The organism is Kitasatospora sp. NPDC059827 (assembly GCF_042731675.1).
Classification (GTDB): Bacteria; Actinomycetota; Actinomycetes; order Streptomycetales; family Streptomycetaceae; genus Kitasatospora.
The window spans coordinates 38,294-41,468 of sequence record NZ_JBHWIV010000027.1 but is presented as its reverse complement, the minus strand read 5'-3'; the positions used below and the strand labels follow the sequence as shown (position 1 = coordinate 41,468).

The 3,175-nt window shown below is 76.1% G+C and carries 4 protein-coding genes; all 4 read right to left on the bottom strand.

Going from position 1 to position 3,175, the window contains the following annotated elements:
- Nucleotides 1–101: 101 nt before the first annotated feature.
- On the bottom strand, nucleotides 102–1,208 hold the full coding sequence (locus ACFV8H_RS18950; RefSeq protein WP_380401110.1) for a hypothetical protein: 1,107 nt from the start codon (nucleotides 1,206–1,208) through the stop codon (nucleotides 102–104).
- Between the two features lie 183 nt (nucleotides 1,209–1,391).
- Entirely contained in the window at nucleotides 1,392–1,997 is a 606-nt protein-coding gene (gene thpR, locus ACFV8H_RS18945; protein WP_380401108.1) for an RNA 2',3'-cyclic phosphodiesterase, read from the bottom strand.
- Nucleotides 1,998–2,095: 98 nt separating this feature from the next.
- Nucleotides 2,096–2,623 carry a hypothetical protein gene (locus ACFV8H_RS18940; RefSeq protein WP_380401106.1) on the bottom strand — a complete coding sequence of 176 codons (528 nt, stop codon included), beginning with the start codon at nucleotides 2,621–2,623 and terminating at the stop codon, nucleotides 2,096–2,098.
- Between the two features lie 58 nt (nucleotides 2,624–2,681).
- Nucleotides 2,682–3,032, bottom strand: coding sequence for a hypothetical protein (locus tag ACFV8H_RS18935; RefSeq protein ID WP_380401104.1), 351 nt, complete (start codon nucleotides 3,030–3,032; stop codon nucleotides 2,682–2,684).
- Between the last annotated feature and the right edge of the window lie 143 nt (nucleotides 3,033–3,175).

Genomic DNA, 3,175 nt, shown 5'->3' with positions numbered 1-3,175 from the left:
TATTTTTAAACGAGACTGTGGCGGTGGGAGGGCCGGGGCGGCCGGGCCCTGGGCGGGGCGCCGGGCCCAGCGCTGGGCCCGGCGCCCGGTCCGGAGCTCCGTCAGTGGGCGACGATCTGGAGGTTGGCGCCCTGGCCGGCGGTGCCGCCCACGTAGAAGGTGTGGCCGTCGGGGCCCAGCGCCAGGCCGGTGAGGTCGTCCTCGTCGAGGTCGCCGGCGCTGTCGGCGGGGACGGGGGCGCCGGTGGCGGTGTCGAGGGCGAGGACGGAGGTGCTGCTCGTGCCGTAGTTGCTGTCGGCGAGGTAGAGCCGGGTGCCGTCGGCGCTGACCTGCGGGTTCTCCAGGGTGTCGCCGCCGGTGGCGGGGTGGAAGGTGGTGGTGACGGTGTCCGTGGCCGGGTCGATGACGGTGCTGGCGCCGCTGCCGAGCTCGGCGAGGCCGAACAGGCGCTTGCCGTCGGGGGTGAACGCCAGGTTGTAGTCCAGGTTCGTGGCGGTGCCCTGGACGGCGCCGGCCACGGTCGGCGCGGTGGCGGCCGTGGTCACGTGGACCACGCCCTGGCTGGTGCCGACGTACACGTCGCCGGTGCCCGGGCGGGCCGCGGGGGCGCCGACGTAGGGGGCCTGGACCTGGACGGACGCGGTGAAGGCCCGCTGCGCGGTGGCGAAGGCCAGGATCCGGCTCTGGCCGTTCTGCCGGTAGGCGGTCGCGCCGTTCTGGGAGACGTACAGGGTCGCACCGTCCGGGCTGAGGGCCAGGCCGGAGGTGGAGCCCGCGACCCAGCCGGCGGGGCGCGGCTGGTCGGGCAGGGCGAGGGTGGCGAGCAGGGTCAGGGTGGCGGTGTCCACCACGCTGAGGCGCTGGCCGTCGAGGACGTACAGGCGCGAGCCGTCCGCGCTGAGGGCCGGGTGGGCGCTCCACTGGAGGGTGCCCAGGGCCAGGCGGGCGGTGACGGCGCCGGTCTGGGTGTCCACCGTCTTCACGGTGGAGGTGTTGTCGGACTCGGTCACCACGACGTAGGCCTTGGCGCCGTCGGGGCTGACCACCGGCACGACGCCCCGGGCGCCGACGGCGATGGTCGCCTCGGTGCCGGACAGCGGTGCGGCGGCGGTGGCCGCGGTGGCGGCGGTGCCGGTGAGGGCGAGCAGGGCCGTGGTGGCGGCCGCGGTGAGCGTGGCGGCGGTACGGCGGTGGGTCGTGCGGGACATCGGTTTCCCCCTCGTGGAACGTGCGGTGCCGTGCGGCGTGGTGGCGGGCCGTCAGCGCTGGATGACCTGCGGACCTGCGGTGCCGGGGGCAGGCTAGCCGATGCGGATGAAGATCCGATCGACGTACGGGCGAGCGCACGGTGACCACTCGTCGGCTGCAGCTCGGCGGCTACGGCTCGGCGGCTACGGCTCGTCAGGGGCGCTGCCGGTGGCGGCGCCCAGGTGCCAGGCCTCGATGTCGCGGTAGTGGATCGGGCCGGGGCCGCGGCCGGTGTTGCTGCCGACCAGGTGGAGGCGTTCGGCCCGCCAGGGGCGGCCGTGGAAGCCGGTGAGGCCGGCCGCGGCCAGCGGGACGCTGGTGGGGTCGTCGCGGCGGGCGCGGGCCAGGGTCAGGTGGGGGCGCAGCGGGCGGTCGTGGAAGTCGATGCCGCAGGTCCTGGCCAGGGTGCGGACGTCGGTGGCCAGTCGGTGCAGGGCTTCGAGGTCGCCGTCGATGTCGGCCCACAGGAGGCGGTCGTCGAAGTGGCCGCCGCCGTGCAGGCCCAGGCGCGGGGCGGGGTGCGCGGGGGCCAGGGCGGCCAGGGCGGTGCGCAGCGGCGGTACGGCGGTGGTGGGCAGTTCGCCGAGGAAGGCGAGGGTGATGTGCCAGTCCTCGATCCGGTTCCACCGCAGCCGCGGGTAGGCGGCGTAGGCGGGGCGGAGGGCGTGGGCCAGCTCGTCCTTGGCGTCGTCGGGTGGGGCCAGGGCCACGAAGACGCGCCGGGTCGAGGGTTCGGGGTGTTCGTCCACGGGGGATTTCTAGCACCCCGGCCGTCGGGTGGGTCGGGGCGGGGACCCAGGGCGGGGCTCGGGGGCGGGGGCCCAGGGCGGGGACCCGGGGCTGGGGTTCAGGGGGCGGCCGGGACGAGGTCGAGGACGACCAGCTTGTCCGTCCGGTAGCCGTCGAGGTCGGGGTTGTGCCAGGACTGGCCCGCGCGGATCCGGTGGAACCTGAACGTGGCGTTCGTCCCGTTGGCCGCGACGATGCAGCGCACCGGGCCCGGGTGGTCCGCTCCGGTGAGGAGGCGGCGGAACTCCAGGGCGAGGGCGATCCCGTGCAGGAGGAGGAGCCGTTGGTCGTCCTCGGAGATCTGCGGGGCGTCGTCGACGGTCCGGACCTCGACGGGGACGTGGTCCTCCAGGTGGAAGGAGCTGTCGGCGCACTCCCAGGCGGTGAGGTCGGTGAAGGCGGCGGGCGCGGCGCCGGCGTCGGCCGTCGAGTCGGCCCAGGTGAGGACGGCGCCGCGGCGGGTGATCCCGTCGGCGAGGCGGCCGCGCAGGCCGGGGGCGAGGCCGCCGGGCGGCGTCAGGGCGGCGGGGTGGTCGTGCACTCCGAGCGCCAGGGCGGCGGCGTCGTTCATCGTCAGCGACAGCATGCGGCCCATGGTCGCAGCCGCAGCGGGCGGCGCCGGGGCCGGAGTCCCGGGCGGGGGGTCAGTCTCCTTGGGACCAGGCGGCGACGGGCAGCGAGAGGTAGACGCCGAAGTCGGTGAGCCCGGTCGCGGCGCGGATGTTCGCGTGGAGGGTGTCCACGCGTTCCTGGCGGTCGGCCGCGCGGCTGGCGAACCACTTCGACTTGACCTCGATCACCACCGCCAGGCCGCTGCGGTCCAGCGGGCCCAGCGGCCGGAAGCGCAGTTCGACGTCGCCGGGTCGCAGGTCCCCGTCGTACGGCTCCTCGGGGCACTCCACGGCCAGGGACACCAGGTGCGGCAGCACCGCGCCCAGCTCGCGCAGGGTGGACTCGGGCACGGTGGGCGCGTGGGTCACGTCGACGAGCGGCATGTCCGCCACCCTAGGACGCCCGGGCCGGCGGGCCCGGGCCGGTGGTGGGGCCCGCCCGACGGCGGCCGGGGGGACCCCCGCCCCGGGGAGCTGGTGGAGCGAGGCCCCCGCGTTAAGATCGGGGGGTTGAGCGGGGACCAGAT

Bases quoted from the DNA above. Each gene is read 5' to 3' on its own strand.
- ACFV8H_RS18950 (WP_380401110.1), bottom strand. From the start codon at position 1,208: ATGTCCCGCACGACCCACCGCCGTACCGCCGCCACGCTCACCGCGGCC.
- ACFV8H_RS18940 (WP_380401106.1), bottom strand. From the start codon at position 2,623: ATGCTGTCGCTGACGATGAACGACGCCGCCGCCCTGGCGCTCGGAGTG.
- ACFV8H_RS18935 (WP_380401104.1), bottom strand. From the start codon at position 3,032: ATGCCGCTCGTCGACGTGACCCACGCGCCCACCGTGCCCGAGTCCACC.